Raw genomic sequence first — 22,608 nt, 5'->3', positions numbered from 1 at the left:
GATAATATACAGTTCGTAACGGAAAACAGACACATAATCCGCAGTAGCTCAGGGGTAGAGCAATCGGCTGTTAACCGATCCGTCGCTGGTTCGAATCCGGCCTGCGGAGCCATGCTTCCTTAGCTCAGCAGGCAGAGCGCATCCATGGTAAGGATGAGGTCGCCGGTTCGAGTCCGGCAGGAAGCTCCAGTACAAATACTTACATGATGCGGGTTTTGGCGTTTGTTGGAAGTCGCTTTTCAATTACGGATGAGGTCTTTTGGCACAAATTTGGCACCTTTACTTAACTAAAGTGCATTTTTAGCATTTTAATCTCCCATAAACTTAAACATGACAGTAGCCGCAATCTTTATTGTTTGCGAATGTTCGAACGAAATAGATGGCCAGAAATCATATCGTTTAATCGGTTCCACATTTTATTTGCCAACAGCAAGATGTTATTGTATACTAAGGTTAGAAAAGGCATATATTTAAAAAGACCGTGGTGTGATTGCACCAACGGCCTCCCAATAGAACAACTCCTACCAAGGGATTTGTTCACCTAATGATTAGATGAAGTAGCCACCCATTTGGATTGGACACCAGGGGTGGTTACTTCTTTTTTTGATCGTCATGTTTCATCATCAAGACCACCAACGTGGCTACGGCCACACATAACATGGCCGTTTCATAAGTGATCACCATGACTGTTCACCTCCCTTCCCCCTCAAGAAAAAGGGCGCCAATTGGCACGAAGGTTGACAAGGTGAACGTCCACCCCTGGACAGTTGTTTATTGTTTCTCTAGTATACCATACTTTGAAGGACTCGCCTCCCCCATAGGAGAAAATCAGGAAGCATTTAATGGTTCCGTATGCCGACAATTCGGAAATGAAGAACATCCAAAAAATCGTCTCGTATTCTCCTGATGACTTCGCACCACTAAAGGTGAGCCACACAAGGGGCAATTGCGTCGCGCTGGCTCTACATTTTCATACACCTTTTGAGCCGTCATTTCCGGGTTCACATTCACGATAAATTGCTGCAGGCGCCAACGATCTAACAGATGAACACCACAAGCCTGGGCGAGTTTACAGGCCGAAGCCGTATAAAAGCTGTTTGTGACCACCCAGGCCTCCTGAGCTTGGTAAAAAGGAATTGCCGCAAATACTTGCTGAATAGCCTGGATTCCCACCCTTTGCTTATACCCGTATCGCTTCGCCTGCACAACTATCTTCTTTTTTTCCTTTTCCATCACCAAATCAGCCCCAAAATCATTGGAACGTTTCGTTCCTTTCACGGATCGATAGCCTAATGCTTTAAGCAGTTGCACTAAAAAATATTCAAATTGGTGGCCATCCATTTGGTCGATCGAACGAATGCCACTTTGAATGACTCGTTGGAACGCTTGTTTTTCCCGACGATGCTTCATCCATTTTCTCATCACCCAAACAAAACCAACAATAATCAATGGGCAGGTGAAAAGAAAAAGTACCACAAGAAAAATGCTGACAACCGTACCCTCGTCTATCATGCTTCAAACTCCTTTCAGCGTCCAACAAAAATACACGGGCCGAAACCCGTGCGTAAAGGTTTCCATTATCGTTCCGGTTCCGTATCCTTGACTGGAGAGGGTTGGGATTCTTTCGCTCGCGGCTGTTCGACGGCCACATTCTTTTTTAATTGTTCATTCCAATCCTTTTCCTTTGGCAAATCAACGTTCCCAACCCGTTCCCCGTCTTGATTTACATAGTTTTGCAACACATCTTTTAGGCCATAGGCGAAATCACGACCAGACGGATCATTGTCCACGGCAATGACCACTTGTTTCGGTGGGTATCCTTCCCTATTCATCCGGTTCATTTCTGCGCTAACAGTGTGTCGTTTCAAACCAGACATTGAAAGCATACGTGCATTTTGTATATCCCCCTTCTTTTCACTCCAATAAGACAACGCATCGACGGCGCTTTCAAACACATAGAGCGTTTCCGGCTTTCCAATATCAAAAGAGAAACCAGCGTTCCCTGGGCTGTTTTTGTCAATGCCTTTAAACCAGTCGCCGGTGCGAGACATTGGTTGGGTGCCTTGCCGATCCGCCCCCACAACTTCGCCCTGCTGTTTCCACTTATAAACGACATTTCCCCGTTTGTCTTGCGCCATATAATCCCTGCGCTCCAACCAATTCACGACTTTAGGGTGAATTTTGCGATCCTGGGTTAAATACTGATGCATGCGCGTCGTATCGCTCACCTCATAGTGGCTAGGATATCGGTAGGGTTCGGACGGTATTTTGGCTGATGGCGGCCGTTCTTTTTCCTTGTAAGAACCGTTTGTAATGTCCTCCACGGCTTCGGGAAAAGACATGCCATAATACATTTGCGCAAAATTGATCACGCCAGCGCCTTTTTCCCCGCGTGAGTTCCATGCATACATTTGATCACGGATGATCAAACTGTCATGTTCGGTGTGCCGGTAGTAATTCCCTTCCTTTTTAAACGTTTCCCCTTTGGATTCCAAGTAGTCCATGAGATCGACGCGCTTGGCACGTTCCACTTGTTCCGTACGGACACGGTTAACCATGCCGTACTCCCTCCTTTCATTTTTTAAATAAAATGAAAAAACCACAGGGATTTCATCATCCCTATGGTTCTGACCCATCACACATCCGGTTCTGGCCCTTTGATATTCGTTTGCGTTCCCGTGCTGATCGATGAGGTAGCCACCGGTTCATTTTGTTCGCGACGTTCGCGCTCATTGGAACGTTCAGCGCCTTTCGTAGATGTTTTTTCCTGATCCTTGCCGTATTCTTCATCTAACTGTTTTTCAAGCGAATTGAGGCGTTTCTGTCCTTGTTCAGAGAGAGGAAGTTCTTTTATTTCTTGCAACGACTCTTTTTTCAGTTGATACACCGTATGCGGATCATGTTCCTTCTCAAAGGCTTGCATGCGCTTCACTCGTTCTTGTCGGTCGCCGGATTCCTCCCGGTCTAATTGTTTGCCGACGCCCGGCTCAATCATATTCATGATTTCGCGCTTGTAGAGGTCTTTAAATGATTGATGATCGGCATTTTTATCTTCTTTTTCAAACGGGCTTGCATTGCGGTCATGGGCAGTCACTTCGTTTCGGTAGGCTTTCAACAACGGGCTTTCTTGACGTGTTGCCGTTGGATTTTCTCGTTCCTCCGGATGCATCGGTCGATTGTTTTGATATTGTGCCGTTATCGGGGCTTTTTCAAATTGTTCTGGCTCAATCACGCCCATGACTTCACGCTTATAAAGGTCTTTAAACGCTTGATGCTCCGTTGTTTTATCATCTTTTGGGCTTGCATTGCGTTCATGGGCAGTCATTTCGTTGCGGTAAGCTCGCAACGGGCTTTCTTGATGTGCTGGCATTGGCTTTTCTCGTTCCTCCGGATGCATCGATCGATTGTTTTGATATTGTGCCGTTATTGGGGCTTTTTCAAATTGTTCTCGCTCATTCGTTTGCCGTTTCGTTTGATGAATCATTGAATCGTCTCCCTTCGTTTCCTCTTTGTCCCGAGGCTGATCTTTTTCCGGTGGTTTGTCTAACGTTCGTTCCATCGTGGTGATAAACTGGTGTGATGTGTCTTGCACTTCTTTGAGCAATTGCTGATGATCGTCAAAGGTGCGGTTTTTCGTCCAAGATGTAAGGTAATCCAGCGAATAATCGGAAGTGTCCACGCCAAAATGAGAGGCTACCGTATAAGCCGTCATCTCTGCTTGAAACTCTTTTTCCGGCTGCGAATATTGATGGTGCGTTTCTGCCGTGTGCAATTTCGCATGCGCCAACTCATGCACCAAGGTTTTGACATCCTGCCGTTCATCGTTGCGCGGATTTAATGCCACCTCCTTTGTTAAGGTATAGCTAACGCCTTTGGCTGCGCCTAACTCTTGTTTCGGTTCGACAATGGCAATGCCATTTTCCTTGGCGATGGCTTCCATGCCTTGACGAAGTTGGCCGTAATCCTCCACCTTCCCTTCCATCCATTTATTTGGGAATAAAGCCGGCAAATCATCCCGTGTGGCCGACGTCTGGCTAATATCAAAGACGCTTCCCGTTGAAAACACAAGACGACCATCTCGTTTGGGGAGATGGCCATCTTCAATGTGTGAATTTTCATTTTTAGTCGCATATTTGACGGGCTTCCATGTGCCTTCCTCGTTTTGAAATTGATCACCGAGCCGTTGCGGAACCAAAATTTTGAAGCCTTTCTCTCCTTTTTGAACGGGGAAACCTTTATCCTTCCAAAACTTATATGAACCAACGGCTTCTGCACCCGGAAATTGCAATTGCATGAGCTGGACATTATTCCGGGAGTAGTTATGAAATTGTCCCATAAACCGCAAGTATTCCTTCATTTGATCCTTGGAATGAAAATGGGTGGCCACCTTTTCTTCCATGCCATTGGTTAGTTCCTCAACTTCTTGTTTGATCGCTTCCGGTGATTTACGGGGTCTCGTTCTCGCCATCGTCCCACCTCCGATCGGCGGCATCAATCAGTTCTTCCATGTCTACTTCATGATAATTTTGGCCAACGTCCAACACCATTTTTTTCGTTTGCGTATCAAACGGAATCAACAAATTTTCTTGATTGATCAAGTGCTGTTCAAGGGCAGCTTTATCTGCCGGATCGAGTTCAATCGTATAACGGGTGTTGCCGACCAAGATTTCAACATCATGATCGCCTAAACTTTCAAACACACCCACTTCGTAGCGATCATCTAAAAAAAACATGATCATTCCTCCTTCTGCATGGATTTAATCTTTTCTTGTGCCTCTTTGTCGCCATTAGAAGCTCGACTGATTAATGATAGGGCGCTTCCTTTTGTACCAACAGCAATCATCCTTGGTCTTTGATAACCTTTAAAAACCGACGTTTTTTCGGTTCCTCTATCATAACGCCACTATATTCACGATCAATGATACGATAATTTTTCGATTGCTTTTTGGGTTTAAACTTTTTAAAAAATGATTTTATCAGCGGTTTACTCTCCTTTCCATTTAATGATTTTCTGTTTGTTTCGCCTTTTGACTTTCTTCCCAATCGATCTTTTTCTGCCGTTGATGGACGATGCGTTCTCTGACTTCTTCTTTGGCGATGCTTACCGGCTTGCTTTCCATATTGGATGTTGTGATGAGATGGTTTTCATTCATAAGCATGCCATTCATGAGTTCCATAAGGATTTGCGTGTTTCTATCACTATTATTCACCCCCAATTGAAGTTTCTTTAATTCTGATGCAAACACTTGATGGAATTGCTCGGCGGCTATATCCATAATGGCTCGATTGGATCGATCTTCAATTTTCCACGCTTCATGCTCTTGGATGATTTTTTCCAATGCTTGCCCGTGATAGGTAATATCATGCTGATCACGGTAAGCATCGATATAATCCATCACTTCCGGAAGCACACGGAGACTCATGCGTTCACGTTCACTCATCATTGCTCCCTACCTTTCGCGTTCAATGTCTCGTTCTAGTCGCTCATGATCCATGTCATTCATATACTCTTGATAGGTCTGTTTCATCGATCGGTTCATACGGTTTAATGATTGCTGCATCGCGATCCCTGATGACCGACCATGACGCAACGCATGACGATCTTCTTTTCCTTCTGCCTTTGATTTTGGGTGCAATTGATCGTCAAACGACTTCATTTCTTTCAAAAAGGCGTTGCCCATCCGTTTGTAAAGATCATCGATCTTATTCGTTTTATAGTTTTCATACCGTTTGCTTTCTTTTGTTCCATCGCCATAGGCTGCTTTCATTTCATCCACTTCACGATCCAAACGTTGATGCAAGTTTTTGAGATCATTCGGATGATGTTTCTCCAAATACTTTGTGGTTAGTTGATCGATCATTGGACGGATCGGATTTAGGGTGTTGTAACCATAATTCCAATGCCGTTTTTTCTCCGGCAGCCGTTCATAAATATCTTTAAAGAGTGGTTTCATTTCACGATTGCGCCATTTCAGTGTGCTTTGTTCTTTCTTGCCATCGACCATCTTCCCTCGAATGATTTGATTAATTTGCTCACGTTCATGACTTCGATCTTGTAAGCCGTTGACCACTGCCCCTTTCATCGCATCTAAGGTTTTGGGTTTTCGTTTGCCACGCTCTCTCGTCGGTTCGGGTTCAACGGTAGCCACATGAATGTGTAAGTTATCCGTGTTTCGGTGAATGGCCGCCGACCAAACGGCGCTTTGTTCCATCCCTTCTTTTTTGAGCATCGTTTGCATTGATGAACGGGTGACAGCCTTCAATGCTTTGTCATCTAACGAGCCGGTTTTCCGATCATAGATCCCTTGTTTTTCTAACCACTGATTATCAAAGGTGATCACATCTTGCCACATGAGACTCTTATTTTCTTGCGCATGTTGAAAGGCATGTTTTAAATCCTCTTTATCATCGTTATGAAGGTGATCGGATGTTTCCGTAAAAAGCGCCGATGTCTTTTCCGGATCATCCATGTAATGATTGTATAGCGAAAACATTTGCGAAGGCAGTTGCTTATCCCCTTTGGCTTCTTCCCGATCAACATAATTGACGTACTGATCAAAGGCTTTGGCATTGGATGTAATAAATTTTGTTTTCAATACCACGCCCGGTGTGACGGTTGACGTGCTCATGGTGTTAGCTCCGGTTCGTCACCAATGAGGTCATTCATCGTTTGCATGCTGTCAGCACATCGTTCCATCACTTGCAGATTGCTGGCTACTAAATCTTCCAAACGTTGTACCCGTTGATCCTCCATATAGAATTGCGCCATCTGTATGATTCGTTCTCGTAAAAATTGTTCGCGTGATAGACCTTGTTCTTTCGCCAGTTCTTCCACTTTTTGAATCGCTCTTGGTTCAACATTTCGGATCACAATATCCATTTTGCATCCTCCTTTTGATTTTTTCCTTCTGATTTTTCATTCAGCAAATGATCATCATCTTCGCCCCACTTGTAACGATTGGTGATTGGATCGTGTAAGAGAGGGGTAGAGAGAAAGAGCATAAGGGGTTTCTGATATCACATAGGGTGATATCCCCGGCAGAGCCGGGGGAAACAACGATATCAAGAAAATCGTAATTGGTGTAAGGTTGTTGCATGGTTTTATCGAACGTCTGTTGCTTTTTAGCTTGGTGGTGTAAGGTTGTTGCAACCGATGGTGTAAGGTTGTTGCATGGTTTTTTGATCACTCATCGATCGCAATGTCCATTTGTTCTTCGATCATGTCTTGTTCATCCTGAACCACTTCAAGGGCTTCTTGTTCTTGCGCCATGTCTGTCTCCAGCCCATCGATTTCTGACTCGATTTGACTGTGTTCACTTTCCAGTTCCACTTCTTCATCGTCGGTGCTGTACAAAATATCTGCTTCAATATCGACCAATTCTTGTTCCAGTTGATCAATACGTTCATCCATATTTTCGATCACCTGCTGATGATCCTCTTGGTCATCGTTTAATCGGTCATACTCCAAACTCAGCACGTGTTGGTCATAGGTGGTTTCATCTTCGGCTGTCAACGATTCATCAACGTCAACCATTCGGTGATCCGCATAGATGCGTGCTAAGTCAGCCGGTGTGTTGTCGTTCGTTGATTCTTCTGGTTCAATCCCATCATCGGTTTCTTGCTCTTGAATATCCATCCCAATCACATCAAAGGATGGTGGGACGGCATCAATATGAATCACAACATAATCCCGATCTTCATAGAGCATGGTTACTGGTAATTCATCACGGGCATTTGAACGATCTTGGGCGGCGAAGGTCATCTCCGTATTCCGATCAACGGCTGATCGATCAATATGGAGGGTTGCGATCATATGCTGCTCATGAGGATTATACGCCCAATCTTCAATCACGACTTCACCGTTCCCTTGCATCGGGATCGTTTCTCCGATGTCCGTGTGTTGAATGTCGCCCGGTGGTGCACCAAATATTGTCCGGGAAAGCATGAGAAACGCCCCTGTCACGACAAAGGCAAGCGTGATCACAAGCAAGGGAACCGTTCGTTTCGTGCTTAGGGCGAAACGTTTCCGCATCATACGCCCTCATCTCCTTCCATGCTTTCGACCGCATCTCTAAAATCTTGAATGATCCACGTGCCATCGTCTTGTTGCTCGGCATCTAATTCTATAAAGGTTGCCGTCGTATCATCCTCACTGCCGGCGCTATACGTTTGCGTAAAACGAGCCATGATAGTGGCTTCCGGTTGGTTCAGTTCACCTGACTCTACAAAAAATTGAATATCTTCCGGAATCGCTCGATGCTTCGTTTCGTCTTGATCATCTTCCGGGAATAAAAAGTCATGCAGATCATCTTGCATGATGGGTTCGGCTTCATCTTTGCGGTCGTCATACGATTCTGCTTCTTCGGTATAAACCGTTTGGACAAAGGTTTCGGCGGTTGCTTGTAACGCCTCTTGACGTTCTTGCATCGCCGCCGGTTCCTCCATCTCTTGTTCGTTTTCAAGGCGCGAGACTTCACTTTCTAATTGCTCATTCGCATCGATGACCTCCTGCATCTGATTAATGGATACAGTTGCTTCTTCATCGTCACCGGCCATCACACTGTAAACATTTATGCCGGTGACGGCGATAATCGCGACCAGCGCGATCGTAAATAACGTGATCCGCGTCTTTGATTTCATAAATGAAACCTCCTTCCATCTTTTCGTAGAACGTTTAAAAAATCGACGGCATAAATCATGATCGTGGTCAGTGCATACATCAAAATGGTGATGCCCATCCCAATCAATGCAACGGTTATCATGGTCGGGGATGATAGCCACACCCCGACCTAGAAAACCATAAATGGAAAGCCATAGACAAACACCCATAACCCTTTGCTTTTGATCATGGCATGACGCCTTTCAAACGTTTTGTCTCTAGCCGATACGCTGCACATTGCCGTTAAAGGTTTGACCCCAATAACCATATTCCAAAGATTCATAGGCAACACCGGTACTGGACTGCGCCCCGATGAATTGCCCATCACCGGCGTAGATACCGACATGGCCGTTGTATTTGTACGTGTTGAAAAACACCATGTCCCCGGGCTGCATGTCGTCCGGATCAACCGACTGCCCTTCTTCATAAAGCGTATCCGTCGTCACTGATCCAAGGGAGCCAAGTTGCACCCCCATTTCTTCAAACGCCCAATGGACAAACGAGGAACAATCGAAAATACCGGCCGCCTGTTCCACTTCATTTCGTCCACCGCCAAAGTCATACTCGGAGTTGCCGATCCATTGTTCACCAACCTCGACAACATCCGGAATGTCCCCGGCAACGGCTTCAACACCACCGTCACCGTCCGTATACGTATCCATATATCCCATCACATCATCCACGTACCAATCCGCGCCGTTATACGCAAATACGGCTTCTTCCACGTTCCCATCGGCTGCCCCATTTGCAGCTAAATAGTTCGCGGCTGAATGAACGGCATCCTCGATGTCGTAAGGATCAGCCTCCCCGTTGCCACTGCCATCCACGGCAAAACCGCCATATTCGTCGATCGCATCTAAATCCGTAAGTTCATCCTCGGGAATGTCCCCGGCGCCTAAACCAGAACATGACGGGTGATCCCATCCGACCCAAGTACAAGGCATAAATTGCATGTGACCTTCTGCTCCCGCGTAACTGACCAACCCCGCCTCATCGTCCATCGTTGAAAACACCGTTTCCACGCGATGAATCGCCGCCAGTAGGGGCGCTGGTACATCATATGCCTCGCCGGCTTCTTCATAGATGGGAATGTATTCCGAGGGTACTTCATCTTCGGCCACATTCCCAACCGATTCAACATCATCTGCTTGTTGTTGGTCATATTGGCCAGCGAGCGAAAGAATGGCCACAAACACCATGCCGATCAAGCCACTCACAGCCACAAGCAAGCCTAACACCACAAGCCCTTTCCATTTCTTCGGAATTAAGGAAAAAAGGAAAATAAGAAAGGCGATGAGCGAAGAAACGGACATGTTAAGCCCCTCCCCCGAACAACGCCAATTCCTCGTCTGAGGCTTCCACGGAAAAGCGTAGGTTTTTAACGGCTTGAATGTTTAAAACCACGTCCCCGGTTTGTAAATATGGGATTTGCGTAACCTCACTTTCGGATAACTGCCCGGCAAAAATGGTTTGCAACATGTCTAAGTTATTGCTGTCTTGCTGCATGATCCACTTGTACTGCGTGAGTTCAAAGAGCGTTTTAATTTCCTCGACCAAGGTTTGATCAGAGCCTTCCGGCACAAAATCCCGGATCGTGTGCGACGCATACGTGAACCCAGCAAAATACTTGCGGGCTTCCCGTACAAATTTTGTGAGAAACTCTAAAGCATGGCCACTGCCTTTTTTCGTATTAATGATATGGTGCGCCTCATCCATGAGGATGAGAAATTTCTCGGCATCTTCTTTCTTCAATTCCCCTCGGTTATAGGCTTCAAATTGTGGCGCGCCGTTGGTCAGCATCGCATCCCACAACAAGTTCAACACGTTAAACAACTGCGCTTGAAAGATTTCGATGCGCATCTGACTTAAGCCCCGTAACTGAAAGATAACGACGTGTTCGTCTTGAAAATCGGCAACGCTGGATACCCCATTAAACAAATGGGCGTACGTTTCAACAAGGTTTTGGATGTTCAACTCAATCGTTTCCAGCCGGCGTTTGCGCTCCGGACTGAGGTTGTCGCGCTGCTTGCTTGTGGCTACATCGGCGTAAAGTTCCTCACGAATAAAGGCCAAAAAATCCGAGAAAATTGGGTAGGCTTCCACCGGTTGCCCCGTAAGGTTGGTATCCCCTTCATCGTTCCATAACTCTAAAGAGATATACAATTTCCGAAGCATATTTTCATATTCTTTCAGTTCATTATCGGAGGCTTCCGGGGCTAGAAACCGGTAGAACGTCGTCAGTTTTGATAAGTGCTGCGTAAACGATGTGAAATCGTCTTTGGCCGTCCGGTATACTTGCAAGGGATTAATGATGCCATCCGTGCCGTCCAAGGCAATTTGTTTGCCGCCGACCGCCTCGGTGAGGGGTAAAAACTCACCAACGACATCAAAGGCACGAATTTTATGCCCTTTAATGGCATTATCGAGCATGATTTTTTTCAAGAGCGTGGACTTCCCTGCCCCCATCGCCCCGATCACCACAGAGCTATACGATTTTCGATCCTTATCACGGTGAAACAGATCAAACACAACGTTTCCGCCGGTCATCGTTGTGCCGTAAAAGGTGCCCGTGGGATCATGGAGTTGGGTGAAATGAAACGGAAAGCCACCGGCTAAAGATAACGCTGGCAGCCCCTTCCCTTTTCGACGGTTGCGGCGTTTCGCTTGTGCCGTATATGGTTCATGGAGCGCCTTCCACTCCATATCTTGCTCATTGAGAAAAACAGCGCCTCTGAAATTTTCCCCTTCAAGCGCCGTTAAGACGTCGTTCACTTTGTCTTCCAGTTCTTCTTTCGTTCGCGCATTGACGTAATGGCGAAGATGCACCCGTTTGATCACTTCGCCTTCTTCGTAGACGGAGGCATACAAGTCTTGAAGATCATCCAAGTTTTTATGAGCCTCTAAGATACTCACGCTTTCTTTTTCCGTCATCATGCGGGAACTTTGTTCATCGATCCCTTTATTTAAGCCTTCGCGCACCTTATGGCGATCTTCCGAGGTAACATCAATGGTCGTGATGACGTTTTCCATATTCACGATGGATTCCAACCAAAAATCCTTGGTATTTTTCGGATAGCTATACACGTGCACACACGTTTCGTAACCGTCCCCTTTGCGTATAAAACTTTCCTTAAAGCTGATGCCGCCTTGCGGTTGAATATTGGCGAGCAAGTACGGGTTATACCCTTTGCGTTCCGTCTCCGTGGCATCGGTGTCGTCTTTGCGTTTCCATGGCGAAAGCATCTGTAAAAGACTCATCGTTGTTACCCCCTCTGATGATCCAGTTTTGAGTTTTGATTGTTGAGTTTATAGGTCACATCCAATTTCTTCGTGTTTTCTAAGTCAGCGATCGGCAAGACCCGTTGCAGTTTTCGGCGCGTAAATTGGCAGCGCTCTGATAAATCTTTCATCGAATCGCCATACACATAAAGGTAAAATTCACGATTCGTGCGATGTTTTTCCAAAAATTCCAGTTCCACCTTTTTCTTTTGCAAAAAGCGTTCGATCAGTGGGGAGTTATTGGCATCGATTTTTTGCTGGATATGCGCCAGTTGCGGCGTCATGTTCACCGGGAAATTGAGCGAGACGATCTTAATATCTGCCTCATACGCGCGTAAATATTGCGTGAGTGCCAAAATGTCCATCTCGGCTTCGGCCTCACTCTGGGCATACACATCCTTTGTGGTGAGTTGAAAGACATCCATATACCCTTGGCCGTCTTGGAGTTCAATCGCGCCGTCGTCGGTCATGTCTCGAATCGGGATAATGTCGGCAATGCGATCCGGCGCTCGTTCTCGTTTTTCCTTCGGTTGCGAGCGCTCGCCAAGGCGCAGCCGTCGTTTTGGTTTTTTATGCTCATCAAAGAGGGCGTCTTGCCCTACCATGTCTTCATACATCATGCATCTTCCTCCTTCGTCGCTACTTCGTGCGGATCATGCGCGTGATAAGTGGAACGGTCGCGGCTGATCATCATCCATACCGCCTGTATCATGCGCATATGCGGATTCGTTTTCGGGCGGTACAACCAAAAGCCGTATAGAGCGACCATAAAGATCACAAAGGGAATGGTCAGTGACGGATGAATGAGCGCGTGAAGGATAAAGCCCATCACGAGCATGCCGATCAAGACAAGTAAATCGATCAAATAAAACCATTTGTTTAGTTTTAACTCTGCCGTAATTTCAGTCGGAATTTTGTAGTGCATCCCACAGCCCCTTTCTAAAACAAAAAGCACAGGTTTCAAGAAAAGATGAAACCTGCGCTTATTGCTTTAATGTTTATTTTTCCTTTTCTGCTTCCAGTTCGATGTGGTGTTTTTGCCAAGCTGATAACTTCGTTTGCTCGTTTGCACATAAGGATTTTTGTTAAACCGACGTGAAGCCCCGTCACGCATGTATTGCCCAACGGTTCGCGTTTCCCCGGCAGCCGACCGGTTCGGCATGGGAATATCCCTCGTTGTGGGCGGTTCATGGCCGTTTTGATCAGCTTGCATTTGTTGGTTCAGTGTGGCCGGTCGCTGATTGCCACCGCCGCCTTTTCGGGCGTCTTCACGCATCTCGGCTTGGAGCGATGGCGTTTTACCGCCATGGGTCGGCGCTGGTGCTGGCCGGTTCCCCTTGGCGCCTGTTGGTTGCGGTTGCTGCTGCGTATCTTGATAGGCACCGGCGTTGGCGTTCGCGGTGGAGCCTTCGCCTTCCCCACCGGAGGCTTGGGCGTTTGTCGGTGATCCTGCCCCGGTGTGCCTTGTGCCGGTCGGCGTTGTTGTGATGGTGCGCCCTGCTGGCCGCCGCCTCCACCGGGTTTCTGACCGCCACCGGATTGGCCGGGTGTTGATCCGGCTTGCGTCGGTGATCCTTGGTTTCCTGCGGCACCATTGTTTGGCGTTCCTTTGTTGCCACCGGCTAAACCGTTAATGCCACCGGCGGTGGCTGCCGCCGTACTCACGCCACCCGTCGTAGCACCCTTCACGCCCTTACTGGCCATGTTCGCGGCGCCTTTAACCGCAGGTTTGGCGGCTTTACCGGCAAAGTAGGAACCGGCAGCGACCGTCCAAGCATTCCGTAACCCGGCATCAATGCCAAAGAGTTTTTGCACGATGTTTGGCCCGTCAATGACCGCAAGGCTGCCGGCGATCATCGCAATGAGATAACCAAACCCACTCATTTCGGTTGCGATATACTCCGTGTAGTACATATACATGCGTAAACTCAAAAACACCATAATGATGGAAACGAAAATGCTGCCGATGTTTTTGAGGATTTCTTTCAAGCGTTGCCCGGTGCTAATATCCGCATAGGCCATGATCAGCGCAACGACTTTGTTAAAGGCGAGTTCAAAGCATAGTTTGGCTATTTTTATGGAGACGAGAATCATGGTGACGGCCATCACGCCGAGCGTAATCAAAGCCGTTCCCCAATTTACGTCCCAACGGTAATAGTTCTCCGGGAAAAAGTCGAACCAGCCGTCATCGCCAATATCGACCAACCCTTCGTCGCCATTCGATTCAATGCCGATTTTGTTTGATAATACTTCTTGACCTGTTTGGGAAAGTTCTTCTCCATCGGCTCTTTCAAAGTCCTCCGTGATCTCCTCGTTAACATCTATTTGATCGATGTTTTCCGGGTCAACATGGTGCCGCGTTTCTACATTCGGGCTTTGCCAGCCGGTTTCGTCGTAAATGGCGATATCGGTGATATGGTCATGGACAATTTGATCGGCCATGTCAAACGCATCGTCCCCGACGGAGGCGACTTCCACCGCATCATCGGTGAAACTGCTGGCCTGATCCATCCCCCACGTGAGAAGGGTCACTGTCATGACTGAAATGAAAATGTTGATTGGGATTTGTGAGCGTTGCTGGCCGCGTTGAAACATCAACTGATAGGCAATCAGGCCAAGCGCAAGGGCAAGCAGGATATACAAAATGGGTTGAATCGTTTCGAGAAATGCAAGCACCGGTTCGGTCTGAAAAAAGTCCAAGAGCACAAGAACCCCATCAATGACGCCTTCCATCCCTCTCACAATCGCCCGAAAACCTAAAAGAAGCCACCAGCCGATGAATCGGACAAGGTAGCTTATGATGTTGCCTGTATTAAGTTCATCTTCAAATTGGCGTAAGGTGTCCAGTAGTTCTTGTTCCTCCACCGTCCCCCTCCTCTCCTGCTGTCTGCTGTTAGTCATCCTCCATAAACATGTCACGGGTGACATCGATTCTTTCGTCGATGCTTTCAATAAGCGCGTCCACCGGCGCCTCATTTTGGCCGGGTTGCAGCGTCACGACAGCGTCTTGCAGAACGATCGTGATCACCTCGCCTTCTTCGATCTGACGCGGTAACGTTGGATGATGGTCATAATGTTTGGTTTCATCGGTTCCTCCTTGATTTAGCTGATAGCTTCTTGGTGGTTGTCTTTATGGGTTTCCTCATTATCTTCCCACGATTTAAGGTGCTGATCAATGGTTTTGCGGATCGCCGCATAGGTGTTTTTATCCACCTCGTCGGAATCGCCAAGCATGCGGAGCGTTTGGAGAAAGTCGCCCAAAGGCATCGTTTGCATCGTCGTTTCATCCGCATCCAATGACGGCGCGATCCGATCCATGACCATCATCCATAACGAACCCGTCAACACCTCAGAAACGGGGGTTTGTTTCCACTCATCTTCTTCCTTTGCTTCATCCTCTTGCGGCGGTTGTGCCTTCGTTTCTTGGGTTTCATTGACTTCTTTTGTATCGCTATTTGCCTTCATCGTTGGCGTCATCCCTTTGTCACTAAGGATGAAGGAAAATTGGATGACAAGATCGGCTAATCGGATGTGTCGATGCGGCGTGTCCACCTCGACATCCGTGATTGATCGATCGGCATCCAGTTTTAAATACTGATAGGCAAAGGGCATGCCTTTGTTATAAATCGGAAACGGACGGACCTTGTGCTTGCCGTCTTGCGTTTCACGCTTCATGCTTCGGGAAACGACCGTGCTCCCTTTCTTCAATTCCATCAGTTCATTGGCGTCTAACAGTTTGCGCCCTTCCGTGTTATCGGTTTTTGCTTTTTTCAAGGAAAACGGTGTGCCTGACCGTGTTTCCACTTCGCGTGTTTCCTCTCCGATTTTTTCGGAAAAGTGCTTCGCCGTGTCCACGTCTGCGGTCATAATGTAGATGTGATTGCCACAATTCCCCCGGATGGTGTTTTGGTCATCCTCCCCGTATTTTTCTTTGAGTTGCGCATAACTTTGCACGACAAGATGAAAGCGAATGTTTCGCCCGAGGGATACCGTCATTTTTGAGCCCATGCCGGAGATCGCCGGCATCTGCCCAAATTCATCGAGCATAAAGATGACTTGACGCTGACATGCTTGCCCTTTTGCCATGGAGGCATGTTTCGCCAACGTGAAGTACAATTGATCCACAAACATGGATGGGAGCACATGCGTCGAGTCATCATAATCCGGGGTGATCATAAAGAGCGCCACCGGTCGATCGTAACTCACCACCTCCGTGATACTAACCGCCGGATGGTGTTCCTGTTCAAACGATGTTTCGCCGGTTTCCTCGTTGACGGTTTTTATGGTTGCCTCAATGCGTGTTTGTTCGGCTGCTTTTTTCGCTTTTTGGTCTTTGGTTAGCTTTTTGATTACTTTTTTCGAGAGAGGATCGGGATCATGTTCCACGATCAAGGCATCGTTTGCTTGGATCGTTCCTTGAACATGCACCACCCAATAGCCGCCCTCACCGGTTTGATTGGTTTCCTGCGCGCCGTCCGGAAGTGTCACCGTCACTTTGGCAAAGGGTGTGCCTTTCCCTTCAATGGACTGGCCAAACCCAACCTTTTTCAAATCAAGCGAGTTTTTCGCGGTCATTTTCGCTTGTTCACTCAACGTAAAGCGCCGAAGTTCCGCCATGGCGGTGGTAAAGATCCCCGAGCGTGTATTGCCTTTGGCAAAGTTGCTGGTGGCATACTGCATTTTCGCCACGCTATCTTGCGGAAGGGCTTGAAAGTATTGATCCAAGGCATTGACCGTGGCCTTCGGTACCGTCGGATGCGGCAACTCCTGCGATCCAAGTTCGGAGAGCATATTCGCGACGGTGTAAAGGGTGATTTTTTCTTCTTCATCATTTTGGATGCAGTCTTCGGTCACTGCCAAAATCATGGCGTTCACCAGTGACATCGCACTGTTTTGCCACATGGGGTCTTTCACATGCGGATTATAATAGAGCATGTGCGTGAGCGACTCACACAAGGTTTCCGCCACCGAATAATTGCCTTCTTCGTAGGCGTCTTTAATCAATTGCAAAGGGTTATAACTCATGCTTTGCATCGGATTCATCATATTGAGCGCCAACACGTCAAACCCGCGCTGTTCTAACGTCTCTTTGAAGCGAACAAAAAGTTCGCCCTTCATATCATTGATAATCATGCTTGGCTTTTCCTTTGCTCTGGAATAGGCGTCAATGGTGGGATCGACAAACAGTTGTCCTTTCCCGGATCGGGTCGTGCCGATCACCATGTTATGAACGGCTTCATCATCGATGAAAAGCGATTTTCCTTTGTGCGCAATCACGCCGCCGCCTTTGCCCGGATAGCTTTTTTCCTTCTCAGGAATTTTCTTGTACTGTTCGGCCACTTCCTGCTTGGTCGCAAACCGTTGCGAGCCTTTTTCATCCCGGCCAATGGAAGCGAAGTTGCTGGTGAGTTTATAGATCGTGATGCCGACGAGAATCAATCCAAACATGGACGTGAGGACATAAAACCAAGGGTATTCGCTAATCTGAAACGTGGTAAAATACGCCCATTCAACGGTCAGAGGTTCTTCGATCGCCGGAAATTGTTGCAGGAGCCTCAACGCCTCTTGCACAAGGTTTAATAAAAAGGTGCCGATCACCTGCACCACGAAAAATAAGCCGATACATAAAGGCATCAGCACAAATTTATTGGCTAAAAGGGCTTTCATTATACGTTCAACCCTCCTTTTTTTTAGAGCTCATCCTGATAGGCAAGCATTTGCTGGATGCCCGCCCAACCGGTGAAAAGGATGGCTTGCACGACCGTTTCATTGGTTTCCGTTCCGAGCGACGCCAACCAATGATCCCGCGCCGGATGATCCGTGGCCAGTTGGTTCAACATTTTCTTGACGCGATGGCCTTGCTCAAAGACCATATATTTCCATAAGGCCATGACGTGATCGATTATGCCGGTTTTCGGTTGTTTCACATGGGCTTCGGCACTGATCAAAACGATTGCTGTCCCAAGCGACTGCGCCGCATTCGTCCAAAGTTTATCTTTGGTTTGTGATTCATGATGCCAAAGGTGCGCAATGGTATTACTGATCACTTCTGGGTACTGATGGTTTTGACTATAACGCACCAATTCGTCTAAAAACTTGCAGCTGAGTTCATATCGTTCTTGGCCGGTTAATGCAATGGTTGAACACCTCCGATGGCTCATCCTTTCGCTCCTTTCTATAAGTCGTCCCTTTGGGCTTCCATATCTGCGATTTCGTCTTCCCATTCGTCGATTTGGTCATCGTCCGGCTCATCCGCATCGGCTTCTTCATCGATTTGTGTCTTGCGCTCCTCAATATCAGCCGTTAATGTTTCATACGTCTGAATGTGATCATTCAGGCTTTCGCTGCTCATCTCACTCGCGATTTGTTTGGCTTCGTCGACATTGCCGGTTTTCATGTAAGCATAGCCCAATTTTTCCTGTCGTTCCGTGTTCATCGGTACGTCCTCAACCGCCACTACATCGTCATAACGTGCGTCTTCATAGGCCAATTCAAAATGGCCAATGGCGGTTTCATGGTCGTCTTGAAAGTCTGTGAGTGCTTCGATGCCTTGTTGGTCAAAGATGGCATTCGCGATCGCCTCTGCCGATTGACCCGTCCGTTCCATGGCTTCCCCGTAAGCGCCTTGCCCAATGAGTAAATGGGTTAGCACGGCGGTTTCTTGATCACTGCGATACGATTTTTCTTGGAGCACATTGATCGCTGTGTCTGGATCACCAGCCATAGCTTCGGCATAAAGCTCATTCATCTGTTGTTCTTCCTCATAGGATGCGTGCATGGCGGCGATCGCGTTCGATTGTTCGCTCACCACCGCCACCATGCCGATGGCAAAGACCATAACCAAAAGCGTGATCCCTGCAGCCGCGCTACCCATGATCCGCGCTTTCAGACTCAACCGGCTCCACCATGTTTGATTCGCTTCATCTTGACGACGCAAGTGGTCGTTCACATCGATGTGGAGCGCGGCCGGTGCCTCTTGCGTCAGTTGATGGAGCAACCGATCCCGTTGCTGACGATCTTCATCCCCACGCATGCGCCGTTCAATCAACCGGTAACACATATGCTCATAAAGGTTCGCCGCGTACGACGAACCGATATGATAGGTTCCGGTATACAGTTTTTGACCTTCCCCGTCATGAACCATAAAATCCAACGCCACCGGCGATTTGTTTTGCTTTTTCCACCGTTGATCGATGTCATGGGTCCGTTGCACAGCGTCCGTCAAGGAAAGAGATTGAAAGGCTGGAATCTCGTCCTCCAAGGGTGTCGTAAATAATACCTGCATCGCTTGCGCCCTCCTTGTTTAAAATGTGATGGTGCTTTCGATCCACTGACTAAAGGCCAGTGCGCCCAGGAGCATGACCAAACCACCAGCGGCGCCAACAAACCAGCCAACCGACATCATGCGTCCACGAGCACCTCCGGCCATAAGGAAATAAGAGCCCACCCCAATCGCGATCGCTGCCACGACACCGCCTACGACTTGCATGCCCAATAAGATTGATTCACCCGTGTTTTGTATGTTATCAATGGCTGCCATAATAATCATCGATTCCACCCATTGAATCATTGTATTCATGCTTCTTCCACTCCTTTTAAGGTTGATGTGTGCGGCTGTTCATCGGTTTTCCTTTGGTCTGACGCTTTCTTCTCCGTCCGTTGTTCCGTTGTTTTTCCTTCTTGCGTGTCTTGATAGTGCATTAACCCTTCCATGATCAAATCTTGATGATCACTGATAAAAGCCTGATGTTGGGCATGAAGCCATTCATTGTACGTTTCACCCTTGACGCTTAATAGCGTTTGGACTAATTCTTTTGATTGCTTCACGTCGCGTTGCGATGCCATACATCATCTTCCTTTCCTAATGTGTTTCCGACATGAAAAAAGAAGCGCCTTGCGCTTCGTGTGTGATTGCCCTGCATCACCCCCTTTATGGCATTAAAAAAGAGAACAGTTTAATGAACTGTTCTCCTTATTAGGACATGAATGTATGCTGTTTGTTGCTTGTATCCTTAATGAAAATGATCAATGATTATTCAAATGAACGATCAAAATTTTGTATTTCTAAAGATAATTCTTCTTCACTATCATAATTGGCTTCCCTGACCGAAATCCTTTCTTCTAAGTTTCCATTTTCAAAATAACTTAATGAATCAAGAACACTTGGCCCATCAATGCCAATATCCTCTAACAAAAGATCATTATCAAGCATCTGATCTGATTTTGCATTTATTTCTTTAACAGGAATGTTATCAATATTCTCGCCAACAATATTTACGGCATCTTGGTATTCTTCCTCGTCCTCAGTATTTGTCGTTAAGACAAAAGCTTCCTCATTTTCTTTCAAATACTCCTCCATCTCTTGCGGTGACAAAGATTCCACCCCTGCACTCTCACCACATCCTGTTAGTAACAAGGAAAAACTAATCACTCCTCCGAAAAGGAAACTTTTGTTGTTTTTCATACTATCCCTCCTGACAAAAATGTTAATGCCTAGTTATTGAACTAATACCCTTCCGAAAGATGAGTTAGGGAGATGCTACAACATCAACGAACGATTTTCAATGATTAAAAGATAAATGTATTTCCTTTATTATAAAGATTTATTCTTTGATCTGTCTCACTAGTGATGCATTAAGTTGAAACACTATTTGTCAAGCAAAAAACCCCGAAATTCGATATAAAATTTATGGAATTTCTGTCCAAAAAATCAATAAAAAACCTTATAATGAGAGGGACGGTGGTCCACGTCCAAATCTCTCACTATAAGGAGCTCCTATGGACAAGGATACCACGAGTACCACATTTAAGGAAGCATTACATCCGTTAAATATCAAAAAGGTTTTAGAAGATTTTATTGGGATAGACCGATACGTTAAGAAATTAACCCATGAAAAATTGGTTGCTCTGATGATTTATGCACAGATCTACCAGATTCCAAGCGCGAAGCAGTTAGCGTTGACACTCAAGAATAGCGAAGAACTCCAAGAAAGCGTAAATCTTTCTTCGATTAGCAGCTCACAGCTTACACGCCGTTTGAGTGACATAGGCGCTGATGTTAGCCAGGCCTTATTTTCCGATGTCGTGAGCCAAATGAAGCGAGAAATCCATCCTCGTCATCGCTTGCAGGTGATGAGTCCCATCTATCTTGTGGACGCTTCGATCATTCCGCTCTGTCTTTCCCTCTGCCGATGGGCGACCTATCGTCCCAAACAGGGGAAAGGCGGCCTGAAAATTCATATGAACGTGGCTTGTCTGCCGGATGGAACCGCACCGGAGGACGCTGTTCTTAAACCAGCTATTCACGCCGATCGTACGGAAATGAATGAGCTGATTGTGGAAGAAGGCGCTCTGTACTTGTTCGATCGCGGCTACAACGATTATGAAGCCTTTGACCGGTATTGCGAACCGGAGACCAACATTCGATTCATCACGCGGCTCAAAAGCAATGCAGTATTCGATGTGATCGAAGAATTTCCGGTGAATCCGGACGGCCCCATTACCCGTCATGCCCGCATTCGGCTAGGCGGTGGTCAAAAGCAAATGACACATGCCCTTCGCTTGATTGAAACGCATGATAGTGAAGGTAATCTCATTCAACTCATCACAAACGACGAAGAGGGTAAGGCCGAGGACTTAGGCGAGCTTTATCGCAAGCGCTGGCATATCGAACTCTTTTTCAAATGGGCGAAGCAGCACTTACAAATCAAATCGTTTTACGGGACGAGCCCCAATGCTGTGTATAACCAAATTTGGATGGCGCTAATCACTTATTGCCTGCTACGGCTTCTTCAAGTGCTGACAGGTTGTACACAATCGCTGTTTTATCTGTTGCGCTGTGTGCGGGATGACTGCTTTAAGCCCTTCAAAGAACTGGTGAAACATCTGCATCGTAAGCCTACGCGAACAAGCAAAGGTCGGCAACGAACCGACCCTGAAGGGGAATTCCGGCGGTTCACCGAGCTTGTGGAGAAGGAGGGATTGGAAGGCGCTGCGGCTGTGTATGCAGATGTCCACTGTGGATAAATTTTCGAAATTATAATATCTTCTGACAATGTGGATAGTGGATGACCGCCACCACCCCCTTTGCTTTTTTTTCAAAAAATGAACATATCTATACGTCTGAATATATGGAATAATATGTTATTTTATTGGAGGACGCTTGACATTTCTCAGCATATTTTATGCATCGCTAGTGGATCTGTCTAAAGAATTTCAGATGTTTACATTGTTACGTTTGTACATATTGTTCACATTCAGCATTCAAATGCATCTCTTCGATAATATGATCTTTTCGCCGTTTGACAGCTGCAACCGATAGATGATGCTCCCTAGAAATTCTCCGCAATGTTTTTCCATTTAATAATTCATCTAAAATGATTTGATCTTTGATATCTGTTATTCCTGCAGAATGGCGCTGGATAAATGAAACTTTACGTTGCAAGTTTTTCGTGTTTTTATCATAACGGTCAATCCTTAACATTTCATTATATACAGGGTCAGACGGAGTGCTGTCAGATGATGGCAGGGTTGCTTCTATGCCATATTTTGATACCATCGCTTGACTAGCACCAGTCATTTCTTGACGTTTTGTGACAAGGACGTTAATCATCCATTTATAATTCATAAGAGCTTCATGAATCTCCATTTTATTCATGATATATCCTCCA

The 22,608-nt window shown here is 46.7% G+C and carries 24 protein-coding genes and 2 tRNA genes; 3 read left to right on the top strand and 23 right to left on the bottom strand.

Going from position 1 to position 22,608, the window contains the following annotated elements; all coding sequences use genetic code 11:
- Positions 1-37: 37 nt before the first annotated feature.
- Both EPH95_RS13300 and EPH95_RS13295 read left to right on the top strand, forming a co-directional pair.
- Positions 38-112 (top strand) — tRNA-Asn (locus EPH95_RS13300).
- A gap of 1 nt (position 113) precedes the next feature.
- Positions 114-189, top strand: a tRNA-Thr gene (locus EPH95_RS13295).
- A gap of 639 nt (positions 190-828) precedes the next feature.
- Here the strand turns inward: EPH95_RS13295 and EPH95_RS13290 are convergent.
- The 22 genes from EPH95_RS13290 to EPH95_RS13195 form a co-directional block, all read right to left on the bottom strand.
- Complete coding sequence (locus tag EPH95_RS13290) at positions 829-1,512, bottom strand: restriction endonuclease (RefSeq protein ID WP_142090548.1); 684 nt, start codon at positions 1,510-1,512, stop codon at positions 829-831.
- A gap of 65 nt (positions 1,513-1,577) precedes the next feature.
- Positions 1,578-2,558, bottom strand: coding sequence for a toprim domain-containing protein (locus EPH95_RS13285; RefSeq protein ID WP_142090547.1), 981 nt, complete (start codon positions 2,556-2,558; stop codon positions 1,578-1,580).
- Positions 2,559-2,635: 77 nt separating this feature from the next.
- Positions 2,636-4,468, bottom strand: a complete 1,833-nt coding sequence (locus EPH95_RS13280) for an ImmA/IrrE family metallo-endopeptidase (RefSeq protein WP_142090546.1) — start codon at positions 4,466-4,468, stop codon at positions 2,636-2,638.
- Positions 4,446-4,733: a hypothetical protein gene (locus tag EPH95_RS13275; RefSeq protein WP_142090545.1), complete on the bottom strand. Its 288-nt coding sequence runs from the start codon at positions 4,731-4,733 to the stop codon at positions 4,446-4,448. Before EPH95_RS13275 ends, EPH95_RS13280 begins: the two co-directional genes overlap by 23 nt.
- A 267-nt stretch (positions 4,734-5,000) precedes the next feature.
- Positions 5,001-5,444, bottom strand: coding sequence for a hypothetical protein (locus tag EPH95_RS13270; RefSeq protein ID WP_142090544.1), 444 nt, complete (start codon positions 5,442-5,444; stop codon positions 5,001-5,003).
- 6 nt (positions 5,445-5,450) lie between these two features.
- Entirely contained in the window at positions 5,451-6,629 is a 1,179-nt protein-coding gene (gene mobP2, locus EPH95_RS13265) for a MobP2 family relaxase (protein WP_142090543.1), read from the bottom strand.
- Positions 6,626-6,880: a hypothetical protein gene (locus tag EPH95_RS13260; RefSeq protein WP_142090542.1), complete on the bottom strand. Its 255-nt coding sequence runs from the start codon at positions 6,878-6,880 to the stop codon at positions 6,626-6,628. The genes mobP2 and EPH95_RS13260 overlap by 4 nt, the downstream gene beginning before the upstream one ends.
- Before the next feature lie 303 nt (positions 6,881-7,183).
- Positions 7,184-8,035 carry a hypothetical protein gene (locus EPH95_RS13255; RefSeq protein ID WP_142090541.1) on the bottom strand — a complete coding sequence of 284 codons (852 nt, stop codon included), beginning with the start codon at positions 8,033-8,035 and terminating at the stop codon, positions 7,184-7,186.
- Positions 8,032-8,640: a hypothetical protein gene (locus tag EPH95_RS13250; protein ID WP_142090540.1), complete on the bottom strand. Its 609-nt coding sequence runs from the start codon at positions 8,638-8,640 to the stop codon at positions 8,032-8,034. The genes EPH95_RS13255 and EPH95_RS13250 overlap by 4 nt, the downstream gene beginning before the upstream one ends.
- Before the next feature lie 237 nt (positions 8,641-8,877).
- A complete protein-coding gene (locus EPH95_RS19685; RefSeq protein WP_281393588.1) occupies positions 8,878-9,972 on the bottom strand; it encodes a C40 family peptidase in 1,095 nt (364 codons plus the stop codon).
- A gap of 1 nt (position 9,973) precedes the next feature.
- Complete coding sequence (locus tag EPH95_RS13240) at positions 9,974-11,902, bottom strand: VirB4 family type IV secretion system protein (RefSeq protein ID WP_142091616.1); 1,929 nt, start codon at positions 11,900-11,902, stop codon at positions 9,974-9,976.
- A 20-nt stretch (positions 11,903-11,922) separates the two neighbouring features.
- Complete coding sequence (locus EPH95_RS13235; protein WP_142090539.1) at positions 11,923-12,558, bottom strand: TraC-like domain-containing protein; 636 nt, start codon at positions 12,556-12,558, stop codon at positions 11,923-11,925.
- A complete protein-coding gene (locus EPH95_RS13230) occupies positions 12,555-12,863 on the bottom strand; it encodes a DUF5592 family protein (RefSeq protein ID WP_142090538.1) in 309 nt (102 codons plus the stop codon). The genes EPH95_RS13235 and EPH95_RS13230 overlap by 4 nt, the downstream gene beginning before the upstream one ends.
- Positions 12,864-12,929: 66 nt before the next feature.
- Positions 12,930-13,214 (bottom strand): hypothetical protein, encoded by a 285-nt coding sequence (locus EPH95_RS18905; RefSeq protein WP_160141768.1) that lies wholly within the window; start codon positions 13,212-13,214, stop codon positions 12,930-12,932.
- Positions 13,160-14,839: a pLS20_p028 family conjugation system transmembrane protein gene (locus EPH95_RS13225; protein WP_227003910.1), complete on the bottom strand. Its 1,680-nt coding sequence runs from the start codon at positions 14,837-14,839 to the stop codon at positions 13,160-13,162. The genes EPH95_RS18905 and EPH95_RS13225 overlap by 55 nt, the downstream gene beginning before the upstream one ends.
- Complete coding sequence (locus EPH95_RS19530; protein ID WP_264371951.1) at positions 14,832-14,966, bottom strand: hypothetical protein; 135 nt, start codon at positions 14,964-14,966, stop codon at positions 14,832-14,834. Before EPH95_RS19530 ends, EPH95_RS13225 begins: the two co-directional genes overlap by 8 nt.
- A gap of 74 nt (positions 14,967-15,040) precedes the next feature.
- On the bottom strand, positions 15,041-17,605 hold the full coding sequence (locus tag EPH95_RS13220; RefSeq protein WP_142090536.1) for a VirD4-like conjugal transfer protein, CD1115 family: 2,565 nt from the start codon (positions 17,603-17,605) through the stop codon (positions 15,041-15,043).
- Between the two features lie 23 nt (positions 17,606-17,628).
- Positions 17,629-18,099 carry a hypothetical protein gene (locus tag EPH95_RS13215; RefSeq protein ID WP_142090535.1) on the bottom strand — a complete coding sequence of 157 codons (471 nt, stop codon included), beginning with the start codon at positions 18,097-18,099 and terminating at the stop codon, positions 17,629-17,631.
- Positions 18,100-18,113: 14 nt separating this feature from the next.
- Positions 18,114-19,223 carry a hypothetical protein gene (locus EPH95_RS13210; protein ID WP_142090534.1) on the bottom strand — a complete coding sequence of 370 codons (1,110 nt, stop codon included), beginning with the start codon at positions 19,221-19,223 and terminating at the stop codon, positions 18,114-18,116.
- Positions 19,224-19,241: 18 nt separating this feature from the next.
- The gene (locus EPH95_RS13205) at positions 19,242-19,517 is read right to left on the bottom strand and encodes a hypothetical protein (protein ID WP_227002602.1); all 276 of its coding nucleotides are present in this window, start codon (positions 19,515-19,517) and stop codon (positions 19,242-19,244) included.
- Positions 19,514-19,783 (bottom strand): hypothetical protein, encoded by a 270-nt coding sequence (locus EPH95_RS13200; RefSeq protein WP_142090533.1) that lies wholly within the window; start codon positions 19,781-19,783, stop codon positions 19,514-19,516. Before EPH95_RS13200 ends, EPH95_RS13205 begins: the two co-directional genes overlap by 4 nt.
- Positions 19,784-19,970: 187 nt before the next feature.
- Complete coding sequence (locus EPH95_RS13195; RefSeq protein ID WP_142090532.1) at positions 19,971-20,402, bottom strand: hypothetical protein; 432 nt, start codon at positions 20,400-20,402, stop codon at positions 19,971-19,973.
- Positions 20,403-20,716: 314 nt separating this feature from the next.
- Here EPH95_RS13195 and EPH95_RS13190 point away from each other — a divergent pair, with 314 nt between their 5' ends.
- A complete protein-coding gene (locus tag EPH95_RS13190; RefSeq protein WP_142088177.1) occupies positions 20,717-21,964 on the top strand; it encodes an IS4 family transposase in 1,248 nt (415 codons plus the stop codon).
- Positions 21,965-22,169: 205 nt separating this feature from the next.
- On the opposite strand, the gene EPH95_RS13185 is transcribed toward EPH95_RS13190, so the two are convergent.
- A complete protein-coding gene (locus tag EPH95_RS13185; RefSeq protein WP_142090531.1) occupies positions 22,170-22,595 on the bottom strand; it encodes a hypothetical protein in 426 nt (141 codons plus the stop codon).
- Positions 22,596-22,608 lie beyond the last annotated feature (13 nt).

Origin of the sequence: Salicibibacter halophilus, from assembly GCF_006740705.1 — a bacterium.
Taxonomy (GTDB): Bacteria; Bacillota; Bacilli; order Bacillales; family Marinococcaceae; genus Salicibibacter; species Salicibibacter halophilus.
Note: the sequence above shows the minus strand (reverse complement) of the source record. Positions and strands in the feature narration are given on the sequence as shown.